The 23812-nt window shown below is 58.7% G+C and carries 16 protein-coding genes; all 16 read left to right on the plus strand.

The genetic code is table 11. The annotated features are described in order from the left end of the window. Positions 1-319 precede the first annotated feature (319 nt). The 16 genes from rfbC to IVA81_RS03265 all read left to right on the plus strand — a co-directional run bounded on the left by rfbC (position 320) and on the right by IVA81_RS03265 (position 23585). Positions 320-877: a dTDP-4-dehydrorhamnose 3,5-epimerase gene (gene rfbC, locus IVA81_RS03190; protein WP_247312122.1), complete on the plus strand. Its 558-nt coding sequence runs from the start codon at positions 320-322 to the stop codon at positions 875-877. Between the two features lie 14 nt (positions 878-891). Further along, entirely contained in the window at positions 892-1950 is a 1059-nt protein-coding gene (gene rfbB, locus IVA81_RS03195) for a dTDP-glucose 4,6-dehydratase (protein WP_247312125.1), read from the plus strand. Positions 1951-1957: 7 nt separating this feature from the next. Continuing rightward, a complete protein-coding gene (gene rfbD, locus IVA81_RS03200; protein ID WP_247312127.1) occupies positions 1958-2947 on the plus strand; it encodes a dTDP-4-dehydrorhamnose reductase in 990 nt (329 codons plus the stop codon). After that, positions 2856-3743 (plus strand): glucose-1-phosphate thymidylyltransferase RfbA, encoded by an 888-nt coding sequence (rfbA, locus tag IVA81_RS03205; protein ID WP_247312130.1) that lies wholly within the window; start codon positions 2856-2858, stop codon positions 3741-3743. Before rfbD ends, rfbA begins: the two co-directional genes overlap by 92 nt. Positions 3744-4145: 402 nt before the next feature. Beyond that, positions 4146-11159: a DUF4082 domain-containing protein gene (locus IVA81_RS03210; RefSeq protein ID WP_247312133.1), complete on the plus strand. Its 7014-nt coding sequence runs from the start codon at positions 4146-4148 to the stop codon at positions 11157-11159. A gap of 11 nt (positions 11160-11170) precedes the next feature. Beyond that, entirely contained in the window at positions 11171-11491 is a 321-nt protein-coding gene (locus tag IVA81_RS03215; RefSeq protein WP_038948915.1) for a hypothetical protein, read from the plus strand. A 55-nt stretch (positions 11492-11546) separates the two neighbouring features. Beyond that, on the plus strand, positions 11547-13688 hold the full coding sequence (locus tag IVA81_RS03220; protein WP_247313306.1) for a peptidase domain-containing ABC transporter: 2142 nt from the start codon (positions 11547-11549) through the stop codon (positions 13686-13688). Further along, positions 13685-15112, plus strand: a complete 1428-nt coding sequence (locus IVA81_RS03225) for an HlyD family type I secretion periplasmic adaptor subunit (RefSeq protein ID WP_247312136.1) — start codon at positions 13685-13687, stop codon at positions 15110-15112. The genes IVA81_RS03220 and IVA81_RS03225 overlap by 4 nt, the downstream gene beginning before the upstream one ends. Positions 15113-15699: 587 nt before the next feature. Further along, a complete protein-coding gene (locus tag IVA81_RS03230) occupies positions 15700-16212 on the plus strand; it encodes a glycosyltransferase (protein WP_247312139.1) in 513 nt (170 codons plus the stop codon). A gap of 268 nt (positions 16213-16480) precedes the next feature. Then, positions 16481-17542: a Gfo/Idh/MocA family oxidoreductase gene (locus IVA81_RS03235; RefSeq protein ID WP_247312141.1), complete on the plus strand. Its 1062-nt coding sequence runs from the start codon at positions 16481-16483 to the stop codon at positions 17540-17542. Between the two features lie 22 nt (positions 17543-17564). Further along, positions 17565-19064 (plus strand): lipopolysaccharide biosynthesis protein, encoded by a 1500-nt coding sequence (locus tag IVA81_RS03240; protein WP_247312144.1) that lies wholly within the window; start codon positions 17565-17567, stop codon positions 19062-19064. A 28-nt stretch (positions 19065-19092) separates the two neighbouring features. After that, positions 19093-19617, plus strand: coding sequence for an acyltransferase (locus tag IVA81_RS03245; protein ID WP_247312147.1), 525 nt, complete (start codon positions 19093-19095; stop codon positions 19615-19617). 91 nt (positions 19618-19708) lie between these two features. Next, positions 19709-20887, plus strand: coding sequence for a DegT/DnrJ/EryC1/StrS family aminotransferase (locus IVA81_RS03250; protein WP_247312149.1), 1179 nt, complete (start codon positions 19709-19711; stop codon positions 20885-20887). Beyond that, positions 20860-21882, plus strand: coding sequence for an NAD-dependent epimerase/dehydratase family protein (locus IVA81_RS03255; protein WP_247312151.1), 1023 nt, complete (start codon positions 20860-20862; stop codon positions 21880-21882). Before IVA81_RS03250 ends, IVA81_RS03255 begins: the two co-directional genes overlap by 28 nt. Before the next feature lie 150 nt (positions 21883-22032). Beyond that, complete coding sequence (locus tag IVA81_RS03260; protein WP_247312154.1) at positions 22033-22890, plus strand: glycosyltransferase family 2 protein; 858 nt, start codon at positions 22033-22035, stop codon at positions 22888-22890. 179 nt (positions 22891-23069) lie between these two features. Next, positions 23070-23585, plus strand: a complete 516-nt coding sequence (locus IVA81_RS03265) for a UDP-N-acetylglucosamine--LPS N-acetylglucosamine transferase (RefSeq protein ID WP_247312157.1) — start codon at positions 23070-23072, stop codon at positions 23583-23585. The last annotated feature ends 227 nt before the right edge of the window (positions 23586-23812 follow it).

Below are 23812 nucleotides of genomic sequence, written 5' to 3' on the forward strand. Positions count from 1 at the left end.
GCGTTGCGGCTGCCCGCCCGCAGACCAACGTTGAATGCAGGACTGCGGACGGTGAGAGATTATATACCTTATAAAAATTTGCTTGCCAAATTAAATGATGGTTATATTAATTGAAATCAGAATGTAGATAACGGCGAATCTGGACATTTCAGCTTCGTTCTGCTGAAAGTTGAAGATATTTCAGAGATTTGGTGGCAGATCATTATTCGCCTCCAAAATAATGCGGATATCTCAGGGGGCTGGAAAAGTAATCCTATGGAGGATTATGATCCGCTGCATGAAACCCGATCCAAAATAAGGGCGGGCAGGAGAGTACCTAATGCTGGAGCTGCGATCCCTCGCGATCCCTGATGTCAAGGTGATTCGGACAGATCGGTTTTCCGACGTCCGAGGCTACTTCTGCGAGACCTTCCAACGATCGGCCTTTGCGGAGAAGGGCATTCTTCACGACTTCGTTCAGGACAATCAGTCCAGCTCGGATCGGACCGGCACGGTGCGCGGCTTGCACTTCCAGCGACCGCCCTTCGCCCAGGCGAAGCTCATACGGGTGTTGAGCGGGGCCATTCGCGATATTGCCGTTGATCTCAGGCGTTCATCGCCCAACTTCGGCAAGCACATCGCCATCCAGTTGGATAGTGAAAGCGGTGAGCAGGTGTTCATTCCGAAGGGGTTCGCGCACGGCTTCTGTACGCTGCAGCCCAAGACCGTCGTCCTGTACAAGGTCGATCAGGTCTACGCCCCGAGCCATGATGCCGGGGTCTATTGGGCTGATCCGGCGTTAGCAATCGAGTGGCCCGTGACAACGTCGGAGGCTCAGCTCTCGCCAAAGGACCAGACCCTTCCCGCGCTCAACCAGCTCGGTTGCGTTTTCGATTAGTGGAGACGAGTAGCATGCGTATCCTGGTGACCGGCGGAGCGGGCTTTATCGGTTCTGCGGTGTGTCGTCGTTTGGTGCTGCAGACCGGTGCCGCAGTGATCAACGTCGACAAACTGACATACGCAGCCAACCTGACCTCGCTGGCGAGCATTGAACGACGCGAGACTTATGCGTTCCTGCAGTCCGACATCTGTGACCGAGAGGTGATGGATCTCGCGTTCGTCGACTACGAGCCGGATGCGATCATCCACCTGGCCGCTGAAAGCCACGTCGACCGTTCGATCAACGGCCCCGACGCCTTCATCAACACCAACATAGTTGGCACCTATGCGCTGTTGCAGGCCGCGAGGGTCTACTACGAGCGTCTGCCGCTGCCGAGGCGGAAGCAGTTCCGCTTCATCCATGTATCGACAGACGAGGTCTACGGTTCATTGGGGCCGGACGACTTGTTTCGCGAGGACACGCCCTACGCGCCGAGTTCGCCGTACTCGGCGAGCAAGGCCGCCTCGGACCACCTCGCGCTCGCCTGGTATCGAACCTACGGTCTGCCGGTCATCGTATCGAATTGCTCGAACAATTACGGGCCGTACCAGTTCCCGGAAAAGCTCATTCCGCTGACGATTCTCAATGCCATCGACCGCAAGCCGCTACCGGTCTATGGCGACGGCAAAAACATTCGCGACTGGCTTCAAGTTGATGATCACGCCGCCGGCTTGATAAGACTGCTCCACGAAGGAAGACCCGGCGAGAAGTACAATTTCGGCGGAGATGGCCAGCGATCCAACTTGGAGGTCGTCACGCAGGTGTGTGACGTGCTGGATCGATTAGCTCCGGGCGCGGAGGCAAGACGATCTCTCATTACGTTCGTGCCGGATCGGCCGGGGCATGATGCGCGCTACGCAATCGACGCGTCGAAGGCACATCGCGAACTTGGCTGGGGGCCGACGAGAACCTTCGAACAGGGCTTGGCCGAAACCGTCGGGTGGTACCTCAAGAACCGCGCATGGTGGGAGCGTGCTCGCCGGGGTGTCTATGACGGCTCGCGTCTGGGTCTCCTGGCTACCCAACACTGAGGTGAAGATGATAGATCGGCCGATCCTCATTGCCGGACGGAATGGGCAGCTGGCAAGGTGTCTTCGTAATCTCGCTGCAGTGCGCGATCTGCCTGCGGTGGCGCTCGGGCGGCGAGAGCTAGATCTTGAGAGCCGCGAAGGGATCGACAAGATCATCGCGTCGCTCGCGCCGTCTGCAATCATCAATGCGGCAGCATATACGGCGGTGGATCAAGCCGAATCTGAGGCAACGAAAGCGTTCAGCATCAACCGCGATGGCGCGGCGGCGTTGGCAGATGTCGCATGGCAGATGAACATTCCGTTCCTTCATGTCTCGACCGACTACGTGTTCGACGGCGCGAAGCCGGATGCGTACGACGAAAACGACATTCCCGCGCCATTGAATGTCTACGGTGCGTCGAAGCTTGCCGGTGAAGCCGCTGTACTGGCCGCGCATCCGCTCGCGACCGTGATCAGATGCTCTTGGCTTTACAGCCCCTATGGCAGCAATTTCGTTCGAACGATGCTGCGGCTATGTGAGACGCAGCCCATTGTAAGGGTTGTACGGGACCAGCTTGGAAATCCGACCTACGCATTCGACCTCGCGGAGGCCGTCCTTCGGATCGCAGAACGGTCAGTAACGGACGATCGCAGAGCCACGGCGGGTATTTATCATCTCGCCGGTCAAGGCGAGACAAGCTGGCACGACTTTGCGCAGGCAATCTTCCACGAGCGTTCCCGTCGTGGAGCGCGGATTCCGGCGCTTGAAGCGATCACGACTGAAGAGTTTCCGACCGCTGCGCGTCGGCCTCGGAACTCGCGCCTGGACTCATCCAAGGCCGAACGTGTGTTCGGGATTCGATTGGCGCCCTGGCGCCATTCACTCCAAGCCTGTCTCGACCAGCCCGCCGGAGAAGGAGAAATCGATGCTGAAGGGAATCGTCCTGGCTGGCGGCAGCGGAACGCGCCTCTATCCGATCACGCGCGTGGTCAGCAAGCAGTTGCTCCCGATCTATGACAAGCCGATGATCTATTATCCGCTGTCGACGCTGATGTTGGCAGGGATCCGCGAAATTCTGATCATTACCACGCCTTCGGACCGGTGCCAGTTCGAGCAGTTGCTGGGGGACGGCGGCCAATGGGGCATCCGGCTCAGCTACGCGGAACAAACTCGTCCCGCCGGTCTCGCGGACGCCTTCATTGTGGGCGCCGAGTTCATCGGAGACGATCGTGTGGCGATGGTGCTCGGGGACAATATTTTCTTCGGCGACGGCTTGAGCGAACTACTTGCCAAGGCAGCCGGACGTGAGGAAGGAGCAACGGTCTTTGCTTACCACGTGCGAGACCCGGAGCGATATGGGGTGGTCGCGTTTGATGAGACGGACCGCCCGGTATCGATCGAGGAGAAGCCCAAACGGCCGGCCTCGAACTGGGCAATTACGGGCCTGTATTTCTTCGACAATCGCGTTGTCCGCTACGCCCGTCGCGTTGAGCCGTCGGCGCGCGGCGAGCTCGAGATCACCGATCTTCAGATGCGTTACCTTTCGGCCAACGCGCTCCACGTTGAGCGCATGGGGCGGGGGTTTGCCTGGCTGGACACCGGCACGGTCGAGTCTCTCATCGATGCAGGGACCTTCGTTCAGACCTTGGAAAAGCGGCAGGGAATGAAGATTGCCTGTCTCGAGGAGGTCGCCTTCAGGCTCGGCTTTATCAATCGTGATCAACTTCTCGCGCTGGCGAAGCCGCTGGAGAAGAGCGGCTACGGCAAATATCTGAGCGAAATCACGCGGCTGCCGCAATTCGCCTCGCAATAGCGCCGCTCAGCCGAGGTCTGGAATCATGTTAAATATATGCGTATTGAATTGACGGTCGGTTTAAAATAGAATTAAATTGATAAGGTGCTTTATTTAATCGGTATGGCCATGCTGATTCAAAAGTCGAGCGTCTTCGGCCGGGGAACTCGGGCCGTTCTAGAGGGGGAAGATATCCCCGCCCTTTTACAGGAGTCGGCGTTTTGGCATGCATTCGCGGGCATCGGGCCGCCCGGCCTCTGGGCCTCGCCGTTTGCTGATCCGCGGACGAGCGGGTCATTCACTGTGCCACTTCTCGTTGGTGACCCCTCGTTCCGCCAACCGTCGTCCCGGGCCGGCGCAGGCGTTCCGCCGGACCTGCGTGGCGTTATGCCCGCTCTCTTCTCCGCATCTTCCCAGTCGCGATTGTCCGCCCTGCTGTCTTCGACGTCTTTGACGAGCGGCCATAAGGCCTTCGGCCTGACGTTCCCATTTGTGGCAAACGAAGGGACGCCGCCGACAACATCAACGTTTTCGACCTCAGGTACGACTCACTGGACCTATCCGAGCGACGGGGTCTGGAATGTCGCTGCGAACTGGAGTGCGGGCGTCCCGGGGATCGTTGACTCTGCGTTACTCGATGCAGCCGGAACGTATACCGTCACGAGCACGGCCAACGTTGATATCGGGAGTCTGGTCCTTGATGCAGGTGCGACGCTTTCGTTCGGTGCGGGGACGCCCTTTGTCGTCGAAGGCGATGTAGTGAACAATGGGACTGTCGAAGTCGGGGCGTTCCTTGGCGATCGCATTGCTACGGCGGACTTCAAGGGTGACGTCAGCGGCAAAGGATCTTTCGCAATTTCAGACAATGCGGTCCTGGAGATCGGAGGTTCGGTTTCGGGCCAGTTCTCGAATGGATCGTTCTCCGGCATAACCGTGTCGTTCGACACGGGAACTGGCACGCTCGTCCTCGATCAGTCGGCCAATTTCCACGGGTTGATCGCGGGTTCATCGCCGGGGGCACCGCTTTCGCCGGGGAATCTCATCGACTTGAAGGATCTGCCCTTCACACCGTCGATGTCGGCGACGGTCCACTACGACAATAGCTCGAATATCAGCGCAGTCGATTTCAGCAATGGTGCGGCCAATGTCACCTTGCTGTTCTCGGGGATGGACCTGAACTGGAATTTGAAAGGCGATGGGCAGGGAGGAACGATTGTCTCCGATCCACCCACGAATCCCATCGTCCTGGAAAATCAGAAGCCAGGTACGCCGAAAAGTGTTTGGCAGATCCAGCCGGGCGACAATTCGCATCTGACCCAGGGGTTTGCGACAGCAATCAGCACCAATGTCGGCGGGACGGTCCAATTCAAGATCAACAACTTGACCGGCAACCCGAGCTATCGCGTCGACGTTTACCGGCTGGGCTATTACGGCGGCGATGGGGCTAGACTGGTTACGAGCCTGCAGCATCAGGCCGCAGCCGCGGTCGTCCAGCCGGCTCCATTGACTGACCCGTCGAGGGGCCTCGTAGATGCCGGCAATTGGAGCGTGACCGACTCCTGGAGCGTGCCAACCGATGCGGTCTCGGGCGTCTACATCGCCAACGTCGTCAACGGCAGCGAGATTTTCCAGATCCCGTTCATCATAAGGAACGACGCTTCGCACAGCGACATCGTTCTCCAGACAAGTGATGAGGACTGGCAAGCCTACAACGGCTGGGGAGGGGCCAACCTATATTTCGGAAACGGCCCAGGCATCAACGGATCAGCCTTCGCGGTCAGTTACAATCGCCCCCTCGTAACACGTGACGGCGAGGGAACCTTTTCCGAGGGAGGAGACTCCCCATTCACGGCTGAGTTTGCGGCCATTCAGTGGCTCGAGCAAAACGGGTACGATGTCTCCTACATTTCTGGAATCGATGCCGCGACAAACGGCTCGTTGTTGCTCAATCACAAAGTCTTCATGGACGCGGGGCATGACGAATATTGGACCGAAGCTCAGCGCGCCAACGTAGAGGCCGCAGCGCATGCTGGCGTGAACCTTGCGTTTCTCACGGGCAACGAGATCTTTTGGAAAACAAGGTTGGCACCCAGCATCGATGGCAGCGGATCAGCCAACCGCACACTCATTAGCTACAAGGATACGCACGCAAATGCGCTGATTGATCCAAGAGGACAGCCGACCGGCAATTACTCTGACCCGCGGTTTGGTTCCTCGCCTCTTCCCTCGAATGAGCTGACCGGTACATTGTTCGCGGTCAACGCATTTCGGTACGATACGATCACGATACCGTATCCAATGACCCAATTGCGCTTCTGGCGCAATACGTCCGTCGCGCAAACGTCACCCGGGCAGACCGCGTCGCTTGTGCCTGGGCTATTAGGCGTGGAATGGGACACGGCGCCGGACAACGGATTTCGCCCGGCTGGGTTGATCAGTGTCTCATCTTCAACAGTCCAGGTGACTGGGCAGTATCTCCTTGATTATGGCAACACGTTCGCCGATGGCACAGCGACGCACAATCTCGTGCTGCATCGGGATCCCGTTAGTGGCGCACTGATATTCTCGGCCGGCTCAATCAACTGGCCGTGGGCGCTTGCCAGCGACCACGACGGACCTGCGACTCCGGTAGATCCCAATGTACAGCAGGCGATGGCTAACCTGTTCGCCGACATGGGCGTTCAGCCGGCGACGCTGCAAGCGAACCTGACGGCCGCGACCCAGTCAACAGACGGTACGGCACCGACCTCTGGTATCACCAGTCTCTCGGCTGCCAGCGTTGTCGAGGGGCAATCGATCACGGTGACGGGGACGGCCACTGACGCGGGTGGAAAGATTGCCGGCGTCGAAATCTCCACGAATGGTGGGGCAACCTGGCATCCAGCCACGAGCAACGTCGGCGCGGCGAACGTGACATGGTCGTACTCGTTCGTAACAGGCGCTCAGGGGACTTATAATCTCAAGACCAGGGCGGTCGACGACAGCCTGAACCTAGAAACGCCCGGTGCGGGCAGGACCTACACGGTCACACCATCTTCCAACCTGACGCTCTTCAGTATTACCGACACGCCTGCGGTGATATCGAACAGCGATTCCGGCTCAGTTGAGCTTGGCGTCAAATTCGTCCCCGCCGCATCGGGCAAGATCAGCGGCATTCGGTTCTACAAGGGGGCTGAGAATACTGGCACCCACATCGGTGATCTCTGGACCACAAACGGAACCCTGCTTGCGAGCGCCACCTTCACCAACGAAACCGCGAGCGGCTGGCAGCAGGTTAACTTCGCCACGCCTGTCAGTGTGACCGCTGGTGTGACGTATGTTGCTTCCTATCACACGAACACCGGCCACTATTCCTCTACCGATTTCTACTTCATCAATTATGGAGGCCTTACGAAAGGTGCGCTGACTGCGCCTGGCAGCAGCCTCAACGGCGTCTTTGCCTATGGCAGTGGCCCGATCTTCCCCGACGACGTTTCTGTTGCGAAAGCCGCAAATTACTGGGTCGACGTCGTTTTCTCTGATTCAGGCTTGACGTCGCCGCAAGCTAACGGGGACAGTGGCTTCACGGTTACCCAAAATGGTGTGCTGAACATTCCAGCATCAACGCTGCTCGCGAACGACACCAACCCGTCCGGATTGTCTTTCTCACTTAGCGGCGTCAGTAATCCGGTCAATGGAAGCGTAAGCTACAATGCGCAAAACCAGACCGTGACCTATACTCCTGCCAATGGCTATGCCGGGACAGCGGGTTTCACCTACACGATCACAGACACGGCAGGCCAAAGTGGGTCCGGCCAGGTATCGCTCAACGTCAGCTATCCGATCTCTGCGCAGAGCTTGTTTGGCACCAATGATGCGCCAGGGGCCCCCAATTCCGGCGATACAAGCCCCGTCGAAGTTGGAGTTAAGTTTACCGCATCCGTGAACGGGACAATAACCGGTCTGCGTTTCTACAAGGGATCGTCGAATACCGGTCCACATGTTGCGGCTCTCTGGAGCTCGACTGGAGCCCTGCTTGCGACTGCCACATTTACGAACGAGACAGCGAGCGGTTGGCAGCAAGTCAACTTCTCCAACCCTGTGGCCATCACGGCAGGCACAACCTACGTCGCGTCCTATCACACCAACGGCAATTATTCCGGTACGCAGAACTATTTCACCACGCCGCTGACCAACGGCCAGTTAACGGCTCCGGCTAGCGGCAATGGTGTCTATGGCTACGGATCCGGAAGCGTTTTCCCGACTAACACCTACAAAACCTCCAACTACTGGGTGGACGTCGTCTTCGACGGATCCTCCACCACGAATAATACGCCGCCAACCGCGGTTGCTGATGTTGGTGATGCCACCGAGAAGGGCGGCGTGAACAACAGCACCGGTGGCACGGCGGCTATCGGCAACGTGCTGACCAACGACACCGATCCCGACGCAGGCGATACCAAGACGGTGACCGCCGTCAGCTTCGGCTCGACCAGTGGCACACTCGGTTCAGCACTCTCCGGAGCGCACGGCAGCCTGGTGCTCAATGCCTCGGGCGCCTTTACGTACGCGGTCAACGAGACGGATTCAGCCGTGCAGGCGTTGCGGCTGTCGACCAACACGCTCACCGATGTCTTCAATTACACGATGCGCGACACCGCCGGCGCCGCGTCATCGACCACGCTCACCGTCACAATTCATGGCGCCAACGACGCGCCAGTGCTGGCCGCCCAGACCGGCGATCAGACCGCGACAATCGGTACGTCATTCTCCTTGACGCTGCCTGTGGGCACCTTCTCCGACGTCGATTCCGGGGATTCGCTCGCCTACACAGCGACCCTCGCCGACGGCACGGCACTTCCCGCATGGCTGACCTTCGATGCCGCGACAAGGACCTTCAGCGGTACACCAACGTCCACCAATGCTGGCACCCTCAGCGTCAAGACATCGGTCACCGATCTCGGCGGTCTGTCAGCCAGCGAGACGTTCAATCTCACGGCGACGACGGCGCCCTCAAGCGTGAGCCTGTTCTCAAGCTCGGACACGCCAGCCATTCTGTCGAATTCCGATGCGGCGCAAGTCAATCTTGGCGTGCAATTTACCTCCTCCGTGGCAGGCACGATCACTGGCATCAAGTACTATAAGAGTGCAAATGACCCCGGGACTCATACGGGCCTGTTGTGGAGCAGCACCGGCACGCTGCTGGCGAGCGCAACATTCACCAACGAGGGCAGCAGCGGCTGGCAGACCGTCACATTCAGCAATCCTGTGTCCATCGTCGCTGGCACGACCTACGTCGCGAGCTTTCACAGCAACGGCCACTATGCCTCCAGCACCAGCTACTTCACCACCGCTCGCACCAACGGTCCGCTCACGGCTCCTGCGAACATCAATGGCCTCTACACCTACGGCACGAGCAACCTGTTCCCAACGAGCAGCTATAACGCCTCCAACTACTGGGTGGACGTCGTCTTCGACGGATCCTCCACCACGAATAATACGCCGCCAACCGCGATTGCTGATGTTGGTGATGCCACCGAGAAGGGCGGCGTGAACAACAGCACCGGTGGCACGGCGGCTATCGGCAACGTGCTGACCAACGACACCGATCCCGACGCAGGCGATACCAAGACGGTGACCGCCGTCAGCTTCGGCTCGACCAGTGGCACACTCGGTTCAGCACTCTCCGGAGCGCACGGCAGCCTGGTGCTCAATGCCTCGGGCGCCTTTACGTACGCGGTCAACGAGACGGATTCAGCCGTGCAGGCGTTGCGGCTGTCGACCAACACGCTCACCGATGTCTTCAATTACACGATGCGCGACACCGCCGGCGCCGCGTCATCGACCACGCTCACCGTCACAATTCATGGCGCCAACGACGCGCCAGTGCTGGCCGCCCAGACCGGCGATCAGACCGCGACAATCGGTACGTCATTCTCCTTGACGCTGCCTGTGGGCACCTTCTCCGACGTCGATTCCGGGGATTCGCTCGCCTACACAGCGACCCTCGCCGACGGCACGGCACTTCCCGCATGGCTGACCTTCGATGCCGCGACAAGGACCTTCAGCGGTACACCAACGTCCACCAATGCTGGCACCCTCAGCGTCAAGACATCGGTCACCGATCTCGGCGGTCTGTCAGCCAGCGAGACGTTCAATCTCACGGCGACGACGGCGCCCTCAAGCGTGAGCCTGTTCTCGAGCTCGGACACGCCGGCCATTCTGTCGAATTCCGATGCGGCGCAAGTCAATCTTGGCGTGCAATTTACCTCCTCCGTGGCAGGCACGATCACTGGCATCAAGTACTATAAGAGTGCAAATGACCCCGGGACTCATACGGGCTCGTTGTGGAGCAGCACCGGCACGCTGCTGGCGAGCGCAACGTTCACCAACGAGAGCGGCAGCGGCTGGCAGACCGTCACATTCAGCAATCCCGTGTCCATCGCGGCTGGCATCCCCTACGTCGCGAGCTTTCACAGCAACGGCCACTATGCCTCCAGCACCAGCTACTTCACCACCGCTCGCACCAATGGTCCGCTCACGGCTCCCGCGAACATCAATGGCCTCTACACCTACGGCACGAGCAACCTGTTCCCGACCAGTAGGTATAGCGCAAGCAACTACTGGGTGGATGTCATGTTCAACAACTTGAGCGGCGGCGCCAACCAGTTACCGGTCGCTGCGAACGATAGCGGTCTCTACGCCACGCAGAACGTCCCCTTCGGGATCCCGGCTTCGGTACTGCTCGCCAACGACACAGATCCCGATGGCGATAGGCTCACGATCACGGGCGCGAGCGGTGGTGTGAATGGCGTCGCCAGCTTCAACGCCCAAAGCAACAGCGTGATCTTCATTCCGACGACCGGCTACACGGGAGCGGCGTCGTTCAACTATAGCATCTCCGACGGCCATGGTGGCGCCGCCAGTACATCCGTCGCCCTCAATGTGACCGCTGCGTCTTCGACGACTGCGAGCCTGTTCAGCGCGAGTCAGGTACCCAGCATTGTGGCGGCCAATGATCCAAACTCAGTGGAACTGGGCGTCAAATTTCAGACGTCTACCCCAGGCGATATCATCGGCATTCGCTTCTACAAGGGGCCAACCAACACGGGCACACACCTTGCGGATCTTTGGAGCAGCACCGGGACTTTGCTGGCTACTGCGACCTTTACCAGCGAAACGGCCAACGGCTGGCAGCAGGTCAATTTCGCCACGCCCGTGACGATCATGCCGGGAACCACCTACGTCGCCTCGTATCACACCGCCGGGAATTACGCGGCCGATCCGGGCCTGCTCGCCAACGCAATTACCAACGGTCCCCTGACGGCCCCATCCTCGGGCTCGATCGGTGGCAACGGTGTGTTTGCGTACGGGACAGATAGCCTATTCCCGACCAACACCTACAACTCAACAAGTTATGGCGTTGACGTTGTTTTCAGGCCGCAGCTGGCAGCATAGGAGACGTAAAGATGCACGCCGAACTTTATACCGATGGAATCGAAGAAATTACCGTCAGCGGCACCATCGTCCGTGTCGATCTGGTCAGTCTTTCACCGACGGAGCGCGACGCAAACAATGCCCCCAAGCGAGTGTTTTCGCAGCGATTGATTTTTTCGGTCGAATCCTTCGCCAATTCGGTCGATGTGATGCAGAAGGCGCTTCAGGGCCTAGTTGACGCAGGCGTGGTCCGGAAGAATCCGTCAGTTCAGTCGCACAACGGTGCGTCGGGAATACATGATGCGCTGGCGCCCAACACACGGTCTCTGAATGTCTCTTCGAATTTCCGCTGAAATGGACGTCGCTGGCGGCGCGAAAGACCAGGTTGCGGATACGCCCGCGCCCGGATTGTCAATGCAGACGGCATTGGAATGCCTTTCCAGGGTTTCCGGTCACCATGGCATAGATCTGCCAGTCGAGCGCTTAAAGCATGCCTACGCGGTAGCCGCCCCGATCTCGTTGAATCTTCTGTTGCGCATGGCGAAAGATGCGGGCTTGCGCGCGAGAAGCACGGAACTGGATTGGGGCGCGCTGATTCGTCTCGGAGAAGCCTATCCGGCGCTGGCGAGGCTCGCCAATGGCAACTGGATCGTTGTTCTTGGCGCGGGACGGCGAGCTGACGGCGCCGAGGTCGTCAGCATCTTCGACCCGCTAGCCGACCGCAAGCACGAGGTCTTGGTTGTTGATCGCGACCGCTTCTGTGCCCAGTGGGCCGGCGACACGATCCTGATCAAGCGCGAGCCGTTGACACAAGATGGTCGGAGGAGTTTCGGCCTCCGGTGGTTCGTACCGGAATTGCTTCTTCAATGGCGACTGTTTAGGGACGTCGCCATTGCCGCCATCCTGCTCTACGCGTTGGGCCTCGTCGTCCCGATCTTTTTCCAGCTCGTCATCGACAAGGTTCTGGTTCACGAGAGCTTCACCACTCTTTATGTACTCGCGGCAGGAGCAGGCGTAGCGCTCGTCTTCGACGCCATATTCGGCTTTCTGCGGCGCTACCTGCTGCTGTATGCGACCAACAGGGTCGACATTCGCGTTGCGACGAAGACGTTCGGTCATCTCCTCGGGCTGCCGGTCACCTTCTTCGAGCACATGGCCGCGGGGGTACTGGTCAAGCACATGCAACAAGCGGCGCGGATCCGCGAGTTTCTGACCGGGCGACTATTCTTGACGACCCTCGACGCGCTCTCGTTGTTCGTCTTCCTGCCGGTCCTTGCGCTCTACAGTGTCAAATTGACTTTGATGGTCCTGGCCTTCACCGCCGCGAGCGGCGCTGTTGTCGGCCTGCTCATGGGCCCTTTCCGGCGACGTCTTTACGATCTTTACCAGGCGGAAGGTGCGCGGCAGGCTCTTCTCGTCGAAACAGTCCATGGTATGCGCACGGTGAAGACGCTGGGCATGGAGCCAGCGCAGAGCAGGGTTTGGGATAGCCGATGTGCGCAGTCCGTGACCATGCGATTCGGTGTCGAGAAGATTTCCGCAGGCGCCCAGGCGCTCACCGGATTTCTCGAGAAGATTATGACGCTTGGAATCATTTCTGTCGGAGCACTCGATGTCTTCGCCGGAGAAATGACAATCGGCGCGCTAGTCGCTTTCAACATGTTGGCCGGCAGGGTCTCCGGACCACTGGTCCAGCTCGTGACAATGGTGCACGAATACCAGGAAGTGGCGCTTGCCGTGAAAATGCTCGGCGAGGTCATGAATCAGAAGCCTGAACGTGACGGTCGGAAAGATGGGCTGCGGCCCGACCTCGCCGGCAAAATCGAGTTCGACAGTGTCTCTTTCCGCTACGGAGCCGAGGGAGCGCCGGCGCTTGACGATGTCTCCTTCACCATCGAGCCAGGCTCGATCTTCGGGATCGTGGGCCGAAGCGGCTCCGGCAAGACGACGCTCACAAGGCTGATTTCGGGCATGTATCCGGTGCAGCAGGGGCTGCTGCGTATCGACGGATATGATTCGAGAGAGTTCGACCTCGCACATCTGCGCCGAAACCTCGGAATCGTCCTACAGGACAACTTCCTGTTTCGCGGGACGGTTCGCGACAATATCGCCTGCGTGAAAAGTGACGCGACCTTTGCCGAGGTCGTCGCTGCAGCGCAGCTCGCTGGCGCCGACGAATTCATCGAGAGGTTGCCCCGTGGCTTCGACACCATGCTCGAGGAAGATGCCTCGAACCTGTCCGGCGGGCAGAAGCAGCGACTCGCGATCGCGAGGGCTCTGATTGTCAATCCACGAATCTTGATTTTCGATGAAGCGACGAGTGCCCTCGACTCCGAAAGCGAAATGATCATCCGGCGCAATCTCCGCCGTTTGGCGGCAGGGCGTACCGTCATCATCGTCTCGCATCGGCTGTCGATGCTGACCGAGGCAAGTCAGATCCTGGTGATGGACCGCGGCCGAATCGTCGACGTGGATCGCCACGACCATCTCCTGTCGAAAAGCACCATCTACAGACACTTGTGGAACCAACAGATGAAGCAGATTGCATGAAGGAGACGAGGCCATCACGCGCAGATGCGAAGCCGATCGGTCTGGTCCCGGCCAGACCGGTCGAGCGACGGCGAAAGCTATTCAGGTCATCGCCGAGGCGAGCGCCAGTCATCGCCGAATTCCAGTCCGATGCCACCGAGGTCGAGCAGCAAGCGCCGCCGCGGCTCGCGCGTCTCACCCTCTACGGCATACTTGCGCTGATCGTCTTCGCGGTCACCTGGGCATCCGTTTCGCAAGTGGAGATGATCGTCACGGCGCAGGGAAAATTGACCACGACACGTCCCAATATCGTCGTGCAGCCCTTGGAAACGTCGGTCATACGCGCGATCCACGTCAAGGCCGGCGATCGCGTCAACCGCGGCGACGTTCTGGCTACGCTCGATCCGACTTTCTCGCAGGCGGATTTCGACCAATTGCGTGGCAGAGTGGCTGGTTTCGATGCGTCGATTGATCGCCTTGGCGCCGAATTGAATGGAACCGAGTACGCGGTCAAGGAGCTGATCAATGTGGACCAGGTCCTGCAGGGCAAGTTGTTCTTGCAGAGGAAGGCCGCCTACGAGGCGCAGATCCAGAACTACGACGCGCAGATCGCGTCCGCTCGAGCCAATCTCAAGACAGCGCAGAATGAAGAGGCGGTTCTGCTTCAGCGGCTCGACACGATGCGTTCGATTGAAGCGATGCGCACCACGCTGATGGACAAGGAGGTCGGTTCGAGGCTGAACTTCCTGCTGTCTCGCGATGCACGACTTGAGGTCGAGAGCAATCTGGCGCGTGTCCGTGGCAGTATCGCCGATACCACCCATCGGCTGGAAAAGGCCCGAGCCGATCAGAAGGTATTCGCCGAGGAGTTTCGTCGCACCACCTATCAGGAACTGGTGGAGACGTTGCCGAAGCGCAATAGCGCAGCAGAGGAATTGAAGAAGGCCGAGCTTCGGCGGCAGTTGATCGTGCTGCAGGCACCCGCAGATGCCGTGGTGCTGGATATCGCAAACCGGACAGTCGGCTCGGTGGTTCGCGAAGCGGAAACGCTGTTTGTCCTGGTTCCACGTGACGTGCCGCTTCAGGCGGAGGTCAACGTCGAGGGGCGGGATATCGGTCAGGTGGCGCTTGGACAATCGGTCCGGATCAAGTTCGAAGCGTTTCCTTTCCAGAAGTATGGAACTGCAACGGGCGAAGTCCGCGTCATCAGTCAGGACACGTTCTCGCCTGATACGAAGGCCGAAGGTGCGCGCCGCGCGCCAGCTCCCTATTACCGCGTACTGGTCGATTTGTCGGACACGCACCTTCGGCTGCCGGCTGAGCGCATTCAACTGATTCCGGGTATGGCGGTGACGGCCGAATTGAAAGTCGGCAAGCGCACCGTGATCTCCTATTTCCTCTATCCATTGCTACGCGGATTGGATGAAAGCATCCGGGAGTACTAGGCATTCAGCGCGGACGGCGATTCAATGAAAGCATTCCAGCGGCTGCAGCACGCGGCGGTGGAGTTGGCGGGCGATTGCAGGCTGTGGTTCGCCGGCCGCACAGCAGAACCACCATCGAAATGACCCGATGGGTCGGATGGCGCACAGGGTCGCAATGGCCTAAGTGCGCCGACGGATTGCACAGGACTGCTCGTTAGCGGCGTGACGATGCCAGCTAAGGGCAATGGCAATTCCAGCGTATTTGCAGAGTGAGCGGCTGAGCGCGCCCGGCCGCTGAGGTCCGGTATAATAATTTCTTGTCTGGCTCGGATTAATCGACGAAGCGCGAGAGAAGTTCAAAATCCGCTGCATTTGTAGGTGGTTGCTGGTTTTAAAAATCTAATAAGATAGCCACTTGAAAATAACAGTTTGATCTGTATTATTCAATTTCAAATTAAATAGATCATTAAATCATTTGAAGAGTCGTGTTTCCTCGCAGGAGCCGCCATGGGAGCGCAGCGTCGACTTCGAAGCGCAGCCGAGATCGTGCCACTCGCGAGGCGGCCAATGCAATCTTGCCGAGCGCTTGAGCCAGAAGGACGCGTGTCATGATCTTCGTAACAGTCGGTACGCAAGTCCAGTTTGACCGTCTGATCCAAACGGTCGACGATTGGGCCGGTGCACGGGCGAGAAGCGATGTATTCGCTCAGATCGGGCCATCGAAGCATCAATGCAAGTACATCCGCTCCGAGCGCTTCGTTGACCCCAGCGGATTCAGAAACTGCGTTGAAGCTGCAAGCCTGGTGATCGCTCATGCGGGCATGGGCTCCATTATCACCGCCCTGGAACTCGGTAAGCGCATCATTGTCATGCCGCGCCGTGCGAGCTTGGGCGAGCACCGAAACGATCATCAGGTCGCAACGGCGAAGCAGTTCGCCGCACAGGGCCGGATTGAGGTCGCTTTCGAGGAGAGGGAATTGGCCGACAAGCTGGATCAATTGGACGTCTTCAATCGATGCGAGCGCCTCGGTGGTGAAGCATCACCGCAGCTGATCCTGACAATTCGGAATTTCATTGAAACGGGACATATCCGCTCCCAATCTACCAGCGCTTCAGCTTAGGCGGTCACCATGGAGCTACAACAGAGCCGAGCCTCTTCTCGTCGCCGGTCATGCCGGAAGGATGATGGAGGGGGGTGCATACGCCAACAAGGAAGACTGCCGCAGGAATGCGCAGCCCTGCTCGACGTATCCTCCGTGATCCTGAGTTGGAGTGTCTGAGACAGACTGCGCGTGTGCCGGCGTTCATTTCGACTGGGCGTCGAGCAACCGTGAGCGATCACCCAATTAAATCAAACATTTCACCCGATTTCAAATTACTGGTGCAAATATGTCGAACGACACAATAGGAATTGGAGTTATCGGATACGGCTATTGGGGACCGAACCTGGTCCGCAATTTCGCTGCTCATCACTCGGCGCGTCTGGTCGGCGTATGCGACTTCGACTCCGAAAAGCTCGCGGCCAGCAAGCGGCTTTATCCGGGGGTGATAACGACGTCCTCTTGCGACGAATTGCTCAACAACCCTGCAGTCGATGCGGTGGCCATCGCTACGCCGGTTCATACGCACTATGAATTGGCTCTAGCCGCACTCAAGGCGGGCAAGCACGTTCTTGTGGAGAAGCCGCTTGCACAAAATTCAGAACTGGCCCGACGCCTGATCGATGAGGCGGCCAGGCGCGGTCTGATCTTGAGCGTGGACCACACTTTCGTCTACACGCCCGCGGTGCGTAAGATCCGCGAGCTCTTGGTCAAGAAAGAGCTCGGTAGTGTCTATTACTACGACAGCACACGCGCGAGCCTTGGCCTGTTCCAGAGCGATGTCAATGTGATCTGGGACTTGGCGGTGCACGACATTTCGATCATCCAGTATATCTTCGATGAACAGCCTGTTGCCGTTTCGGCCACAGGATCATGCCATGTGGTCGGCTCGCCGGAAAACATGGCCCACATCACGTTGTTCTTCGATAGTGCCTGCGTGGCCCACATCAGTGTCAACTGGCTCTCGCCTATCAAGGTCCGCCAGACGTTCATCGGAGGCAGCAAGAAGATGATTGTTTACAACGATCTTGAACCGACAGAAAAGATCAAAGTGTATGACAAGGGCATCACGGTCGATGGAACCTGCGACAAGGCCCATCAATTCCGGATCGGTTATCGGGCCGGCGATATGTGGGCGCCCCACGTTGCCCCAAAGGAAGCGCTGCAGGTCGAGGTCGACCACTTCATCGATTGTGTGCGTAACGGGACGCAGCCGATTTCAAGTGGCATGTCCGGACTGCGGGTGATCGAAGTGCTAGAGGCTGCATCCCGTTCGATCGCCGAGCACGGCAAACCGGTCTTGCTGAAGCGGCAGCAGCGCAGGGTCGCGGAACGTGCGGCGGCGGTTTGAATCATTGGCGGGCGACATTCAAATGCGCGAACAGCGCGGTCTCGCGATGAGTGCGGTACAACGCTCCATCCTGTTTTCGGCGGTCGATCGCTATGGCAGCCTTGTGCTGTTCCTCGTCGCGACCGCCGTCCTTTCTCGTCTGCTATCGCCCGCGGAATTCGGTGTGTACGCGGTTGTCAATGCCGTCACCGCGGTAATTGGCGCATCCTTTCAGGAGTTCGGGGGCGGGAATTATCTGATTCAGAAGCGTGATTTGTCTCCGGCCGATGTTCGCTCGGCTTTCACCATCTCGCTGGGGATCTCGGTAGCGATTGCGCTTCTTCTGTTTGTCCTTGCGGGCGCGTTCTCAAGTCTCTTCGCCCAGGACGGCCTCAAGCGAGGCATCGAGGTGTCGGCGCTGAATTTTTTCCTGGCACCCTTTTCCGGGACGATTTCAGCCTTGTTGCGCCGAGACATGAAATTCGGCACGTTGGCCATTTGCAACTTCGCTGCAGGTGTGGCCGTTGCTCTGGTCTCGATCGGGCTAGCGATGGCGGGATTCAGTTATATGGCCCCGGTCTGGGGTGCCCTGGCGGGTAGCGCGGTTCTGACCTTGGCCCTTCTCGCCAGTCATCGCGACTTCAACGCACTGCGTCCCTCGCTCCTCAAATATCGGGAGATCGTCAGCTTTGGCCTTTATGCCAGCGGCGTCAGCGTCATCAACGTCTTTTACAACCTGGCGCCCCAGCTGTTCCTTGCCAGAATTCTGGACTTTATGTCCGTCGGTCTGTACAGCCGCGCGATTAACCTGACGCAGACATTCGACAAGCTCGTTACGCAGGTATTGAACCCTGTGATCATGCCGGCGATCGTCGCAAGGCGCCAAGCGGGGGACCACCTGAAAAGCGTTTATCTCGAGGCTATTGAGCTGCTTTCCGCCGCGCATTGGCCGTTCCTGATATTCGTTGCCCTTATGGCGCGACCGATCATCGCGATCTGGCTCGGCGAGACGTGGCTGGAGGTCGTGCCTCTCGTGCGTCTGCTCTGCATTGCAAACATGGCGCTTTTTGCAGCCTGCTTGAGTTATCCGATGCTTGTAGCGGTCGGAAGTGTGCGGGACGCCTTGATCTCCTCCTTCATCTCGCTACCTCCGTCGCTGCTCGTAATTTTCTGCGCATCGTTCTTCGGTGTGGAGGCTGTCGCCGCCTCAGCACTCTTGACGTTGCCCTTCCAAACGGCAGTTGCGATCTATTTTATCGGGCGACACCTAGGCCTTAGGCCAACTGACATTACTCGCGCGCTGATGAAGAGTGGTGTGGTCACGGTGCTAACCGCGTTGGGCGCATCCGGCTGTGCGGCGCTGACGGAAGGAGGAATCCTGACGTCATTTGCAGGTTTGGCCTCGGGATTGTGTGCTGCGGCGCTTTGCTGGTGCCTGGGTCTGCTACTGACCGGCCACCCGCTGCTGCATCAGCTGCATCTCGCCGCGGCTAGTCTCGCCCGTGCCGCGCCAAAACTGAGGCCATCGCGTTCGGCCCTGTGAGGTCTTCTGGCGATTCTTGGAGGCGGACATGCCTATTAGAGACGACGTGAAGCTCGGCAGAGATGTCAGGATATTTCATCCCGATCTGGTCAACCTTTATGGTTGCACCGTTGGTGAGGAGAGCAGGATCGGAACCTTCGTCGAAGTCCAGGCGGGAGCAGAAATAGGGGCGCGTTGCAAGATTTCGTCGCACAGCTTCATTTGCGAGGGTGTGACCATCGAGGACGAAGTGTTCATCGGTCACGGCGTGATGTTCACGAATGACAAATTTCCCAAGGCGACAACGGCGGATGGTCGTCCTCAACAAGCTTCGGATTGGACACTGCAGCGCACGCATGTCGGCAGGGGAGCTTCCATCGGCTCGAACGCGACCATTCTGTGTGGTGTGACGATCGGCGCGGGCGCCTCTGTAGGCGCGGGTGCGGTGGTCACGAAGGACGTTCCTCCCGGCGCTGTCGTCGCCGGAGTGCCCGCTCGGATTCTGTTCGCAGAAGACGTTGTGTTGAACGGTCGCTGTTCATCAGAGGCGCTCCGAAACCAGGATTGCCGTTAATATATTTTGATCCTAATTTAATGCTTGATTAAATCTGATAATGATATTTAAATAACAAAGATATTTAGGCCCAAAACCAAGGTCTTGAAAATTGATACCCTTTCTGGATCTCAAAGCGCAATATAGCCAGATCAAGCCGGAAATCGACGCCGCGGTCGCGAGGGTCGTCAGCAGCGGGCACTTCGTGCTCGGTCCCGAGGGCACGGCCTTCGAGGAACGCTTTGCGGATTATTGCAGGACCGCTCATTGCCGCGCACTGAACAGCGGCACTTCGGCGCTTCACCTTGCGCTGCTGGCGGCGGGCGTCGGACCGGGTGATGAGGTCATCACGGTGTCGATGACGTTCGTTGCAACAACCGCGGCCATTTTTTACAGCGGCGCCAAGCCGGTGTTTGTCGACGTTGACCCGGTAACGTGGACGATGGACCCCGGCTTGATCGAAGCGGCGATAACTCCGCGAACCAAGGCGATCCTGCCGGTTCACCTCCACGGGTTGATGGCCGACATGGATCCGATAATGGCGATCGCGCGTCGTCACGGGCTGGTCGTCATTGAGGACGCGGCGCAGGCGCACGGCGCGGAATACCACGGACGTCGCGCAGGCTCGATCGGCGATCTAGGGTGCTTCAGCTTCTACCCCGGTAAGAATCTTGGAGCGTTCGGCGAGGGTGGGGCGGTCGTTACTGACAGGACCGATTTCGCACGCCGCGTGTCACTGCTGCGGGATTGGGGGCAGGAGGCGAAATACGACCACGCGATCCCCGGATACAACTACCGCATGGACGAAATTCAGAGCGCGGTCCTGAACGTCAAGCTGGACTACATTGAGCGCTGGACGGAAGCGCGTCGGTCGCTGGCTGAGCAATACAATGCACTGCTGTCCGATGTTTCATGCGCACGTCCCCAGCCACCCCGTTACGCCCGTCACGTCTATCACGTCTACGCAGTTAGATTGGAGCGGCGCGACGACGCGCTGACGCTGTTGCGTGATGCCGGTATCGGCGCCGGGATTCACTATCCCGTTCCAGTGCATCTGCAAAGAGCATATGCGGAGCTCGGCTATCGGGCAGGTGATCTGCCGGTCACTGAAGCGCTTGCGAAGGACTTCCTCTCTCTGCCGATCTATCCCGAGTTGCCGCCGGAAAAGGTGGCGGAAGTTGTCGCGACATTGAGGAGTGCGGCGGCGCTGCACCCCAGCGTAGCCGCCAGCGACCGGGCGGAGCATCCACAAAACGTCATGACATGGTCCCACAACAGGAGAGCGTCTTGATCGATCTCAAGGGTAAGCGCGTTCTGGTCACCGGCGGCGCGGGATTCATTGGCTCACACATCATCGATCTGCTCTGCGATGAAGGCTGCATCGAAATCGTCGCCCTCGACAACATGATCAGAGGTCGGCCGGAGAATCTCCGGCGCGCGCTCGGGCGTGGGCCCGTGCGACTGGTGCACGGCGACATTCGCGATCGCAAGCTGATGGAAGCATTGGTCAAGGCTGCCGATATCGTCTTTCACCAGGCCGCGCTCCGCATTACCCATTGCGCAGCCGAACCACGCCTCGCCAAGGAGGTCATGGTGGATGCTATCTTCGACCTGCTGGAGCTCTGCATCAAGCACGACATTGAGAAGCTCATCGCGGCGTCGTCGGCATCCGTATATGGCATGGCCGAAGAGTTTCCGACGACAGAGCGGCAAAATCCATACAACAACCGAACGCTCTATGGAGCAGCAAAGGCGTTTAATGAAGGGCTCCTGCGAACTTTCAACGATGCGTGCGGCCTCGACTATGTGGCATTCCGATATTTCAACGTTTACGGCAGCCGGATGGATATCCATGGGCGCTACACCGAGGTGCTGATCCGTTGGATGGAGCGGCTGGAAGCCGGCCTGCCTCCAATTATCTTTGGTGACGGTCGTCAGACCATGGATTTCGTCCACGTCCGCGACATCGCACGCGCCAACATTCTTGCGGCCAGGTCAAAGGTTACTGACGAGGTCTTCAACGTCGGCAGCGGCACCGAAACCAGTCTGGCTGAGCTGGCAACGGTGCTTGCGTCCGTGATGGGACACCGCGGCCTGACACCCGAATTCGCGCCGGAGCGCTCGGTCAACCCGGTGCCGCGACGGTTGGCATCAACGGGCAAGGCCGAGCGTTTGCTGGGTTTCCGCACCACAGTTTCGCTGGAGCAGGGGCTCGCCGACCTCGTGAAATGGTGGCGATCCGAACGCGAGTTCGCTTCGGACCAGCGGCAGGCCGCCGCATCGTGATTGAGGCTGCGGCGGAACGCGCCGCCGCCCCATCCGGATAGATTTCGTGGCGGCTACGGATGGCAGCTTTTGCAAGTTTGCGGCTGACACTGATTGACTTGCGGCAGCCTGAGAAAGGTACGGAAATCTGATCCATTCCACCGGCCAGCCATGATTTCGATCGTCGTCCCCGCCCACAACGAGAGATCCGTGATTGCACGGACGTTGAGCCAATGGGTCGACAAGCCAGCTTCGGATCAGCTGCACGTCGTTGTGGTTTGTAACGGCTGTACAGACGACACTGCGAATGTCGCCCGGTGTTTCGGCCCGGCGGTCAAGGTCGTGGAGTCGGACATTGCAGGCAAGACCCACGCCCTGAATCTTGGTGATCAAAACGCGGACATGTTTCCGCGGATTTATGTCGACGCCGATATTGTCATTACCGTTGACGCCATTCTGGCTTTAGCAAGACGCCTCAATGAAGGTGAGGTTCTGGCGGTGGCGCCCACGGCAGAGATCAACCTGACGGGCTGTTCCTGGCTCGTCCGCCGATACTTCGGAATTCGGTCACGGTTGCCGTCATCGCGCGAAGGAATCGGCGGTTCAGGCGTCTATGCCTTATCCGAGGAGGGGCGCAGGCGGTTCGGCCAATTTCCAGACCTTACGGCTGACGACACCTATGTTCGACTGCAGTTCAGACGGGATGAGCGGCAGACTCTGCCCCATGTGAAGTCTACGGTATTCGCTCCACGCACTCTGCTGCAGCTCATAGCCGTCAGAACACGGGCCTATAGGGGAACATTCGAGCTCGCCCGCCTCTTTCCCGAGCTGCGCGCAAACAATGGAGCCCCCAATAATCGGACGCTCGTTGCCCTTTTCAAAAGACCTCGGCTATGGCCCGGATTGTTGACTTATTGTGGCGTCAACATTGCCGCTCAGTGCAACGCAACCATAGGCTCGCGACGTGGAGATCATCTCTGGCAACGAGATGAGACTTCGCGGGTAGCGGTGTCAGATTCGATCAAATGAGGCCGCAGTTCGGTTGGGGGTTGGACGGAAATCGATTGTTGTTCCATATAAAACGCTTGATTTTAAATAATCCGGTTGTTAATTTAATTATTATATAATATTAAATGCAGGCACTTCGCGCGCCCGATCCAACCTTTCTGGGAAGTTGCGAACCTACAGCACTTCAGGGAGGCCAGCCAATGCTTAGGAGCCCGGTCTTTCACCGCAACCCGGTGCTGAACCGCTACACGCAGCGGTCACGCGGCACCAGGCCGAAAGTGCTGGCAGTCTCTTCTGGTGGAGGCCATTGGGTGCAGCTCTTACGGATCAAACCCGCTTTCGAGCATTGTGATGTTGCGTTCGTCACCGTCCATGAATCGTATCGCGCGCAGGTGCCCGACCACAAATTCTACCTCGTCAACGATGCCAATCGCTGGACCAAGATCGCGCTGTTGAAAGCAGCGCGCAAAATCGCCTGGATCGTTTGGAATGAAAAGCCGGACATCGTGGTTTCGACGGGGGCTGCGCCGGGATATTTGGCGCTGCGGTTTGGACAAATGATGGGTGCGCGCACCATCTGGCTCGACAGCATCGCCAATGTCGAGCAGCTCTCGATGTCGGGAGACCGAATTGGCCATTGCGCTGACCTCTGGCTGACCCAGTGGCCTCATCTGGCCCGCCCCGATGGACCCTACTACACAGGCGCGGTGCTATGAGTTTTGCGATGGTCGTAACGCGCGGATATCCTGAGCGCTTCACTTACACGGTTGACGAGTGGGCCGGAGCGGCCGCGCGGCTCGGCACACAAGCATCTCACGCCGCTTATCTAGGCCCCATGCAGTGGTCGGTCGGATAGGAACTGTTGTGGGCGGGAAACGAGCAATGTGGAGCGGGCAGAGACGCAGATATCCGTGGCGCGCGTCTTCGATTTTGAGCCTACCGC

This window comes from Bradyrhizobium sp. 141 (assembly GCF_023074055.1).
Taxonomy (GTDB): Bacteria; Pseudomonadota; Alphaproteobacteria; order Rhizobiales; family Xanthobacteraceae; genus Bradyrhizobium.